General features: G+C 70.0%; 1 protein-coding gene and 1 pseudogene. One reads left to right on the top strand and one right to left on the bottom strand.

What is annotated here, in order from left to right; translation table 11 throughout:
* Positions 1 to 950, top strand: a pseudogene (locus tag D7W79_RS41500) (response regulator); the annotation flags it as partial.
* Positions 951 to 1005: 55 nt separating this feature from the next.
* On the opposite strand, the gene D7W79_RS41495 reads toward D7W79_RS41500, so the two are convergent.
* Positions 1006 to 2112 (bottom strand): hypothetical protein (locus tag D7W79_RS41495; protein WP_244222269.1); only part of this gene is annotated, 1107 nt, incomplete at its 5' end.

The raw sequence follows: 2112 nt of genomic DNA, 5'->3' as shown, positions 1-2112 counted from the left end.
CGGGTGTTCGCACGGGCAAGGAGGCCGCGGACCTGGCGGAGCTGCGCAACCTGCGCGCGAAGGTGGCGGAGCTGCAGAGCGCGCTGGAGGACTCGCGCGGCCAGGCGACGCAGGCGGAAGAGCGCGTGCAGTCGCTGGAGTCCGAGCTCCAGGCGAAGGCGACGGAGCTGGAGGCTTCCCGCTCCACCAGCGGCAAGAGCGACAAGGACACCTTCGCGCTGCGTGACACCGTCAACAAGCGCGACAAGGAGATCCTCCGCCTCAAGTCGGAGCTGAACCAGAAGGACCAGGAGATCATCGAGCTGAAGGATCAGCACCTGGAGCTGGAGCAGAAGGCCTCCACCTCCGAGGAGGAGCTGAACCGCCGCGACGCGCAGATCAAGACCCTCACCTCGCGCACGGAGCAGCTCACCACGGAGCGCAAGCGCGTGGATCAGCAGCTGGCCACCGCGAAGGAGGAGGCGCGCGGCGCCACCGCGAAGCTGGGCGCGCTGCAGGCGGAGCTGGACGAGCACCAGGCCCAGGCCCAGGCGCTCCAGGGCGAGGCGGAATCGCTGCGCGCCCAGGTGGCCCAGCAGGACGCCGACCTCCAGGCTGCGCGCGAGGAGGCCGAGGGGCTGCGCGCGCAGGTGGAGTCGGCGCAGGGCGAGCTGGAAGGCCTGCGTGGCGAGCTGGAAGGGCTGCGCGGCCAGCTGGAGCAGGCCCAGGCGGACCTCTCCAACCAGAGCGCCCAGGCCGCCACGGAAGCGGACGGGCTGCGCGCGCGCATCACCGAGCTGGAGCAGGCCGCGGTGCGCAACGAGGAGCGCGTGACGAAGCTCTACGCGCGCATCAAGGGCGACGAGAAGCTGCGCGAGAAGACGAAGAAGGCGCTCGCCATCGCGCAGCAACTGCTGGACGAGCCGGGCACCGCCGTGGGCGACGACGCCGACGAGGAAGCCGCGGCCTGAAGCAGCACCCGGGGGAAGGCGCGGAACACCGCCCTCCCCCACTCCAGCCTCCGCGTTACTTCCCGGCCTCCTTCTTGGGGGCCGTTTTCTTTTCATGCAGCTTCTTGGCGAAGGACTGCACGGCGGCGGGCACGTTCTTGTCGCGCGACAGGTCCTTCAGCTCCGCGTCGCGCAGCGTGTTGAGGAACTTCATGGTGACGGTGAGCGGCACCTTGGGGTTCTTCACCAGCGCGAGCTTCACCTTCTGCATCTTCGTCCACTCGCGGTTGTTGTAGATGACGCGCAGCACGTCCTCGTTGATGGCGCGGTTCGCGGCGCACGCGAGCACCTCGCCGTCGGTGATGCGGGGGCTGCGGATGACGGCCACGCAGACGAGCTTGTTGGTGTCGCGGATGAGGGCGGAGCGGGCCTCCTTGTTGCCCAGCGTGCCCAGCTTGATCTTCTCCGCGATGGACATCTTCATGATGCGCTGCGCGAGCGTCAGGCGCTTGCCCTCCTCCATGGGAGCGGCGTCCTCGGACTGCGCCTCCGTGCCCAGCTCCTGGAGGACCTCCTCCGCGGTGGGGCCGGGGTCCGGCGGCGCGGCGGCGGCTTGCGGGCCGTAGATGCGCACGCGGGCGGCCTGCATCGCGGGCACGTCCGCCAGCACCAGGCCGCTGCGCACCGCGAAGTCGCAGATGCTGTCCACGAGCGACGCGGGGACGCCGGGGTTGGCGCACAGGTTGCGGATGATGTCCTCGTTGCGCAGCAGACGCAGCTGGTTCTGGGAGATGATCTCCGCCACCTTCGGGCTGCACGAGGACGCCACCGCGGACACGGCGTCGTCCGGCGTCTCCGAGTTGAGGACGAGCATCTCCGCGTAGGCTTCCTTGTCCTTGAGCAGGCCCAGGAAGTAGCCCAGCACGGGCGGCTGCACGCCCTCGTCGCGCAGCGCGGAGCCGAGGATGCGCTCCGGCAGCGCCGCGCTCGTCTTGGCGGCCGTCTCGCGCACGTTCGCGTCCGGGTCGAACGTGAGCATGTAGAGGGCGCCCAGCATGTCCGACGGGTTGAGCGGCACCAGCGACTTGGCCGCCATCATCCGCAGGGGCACGGGGGCGTTGGGGTCCACGTGCTTGCGCAGGTTGGGCGGCAGGAACTCAGCGTTGAAGGGGCAGCCCGGGGG

Origin of the sequence: Corallococcus exercitus (genome assembly GCF_003611585.1) — a bacterium.
Classification (GTDB): domain Bacteria; phylum Myxococcota; class Myxococcia; order Myxococcales; family Myxococcaceae; genus Corallococcus; species Corallococcus exercitus.
The sequence above is the reverse complement of the archived record's forward strand: the minus strand, read 5'-3'. Positions and strand labels throughout refer to the sequence as shown.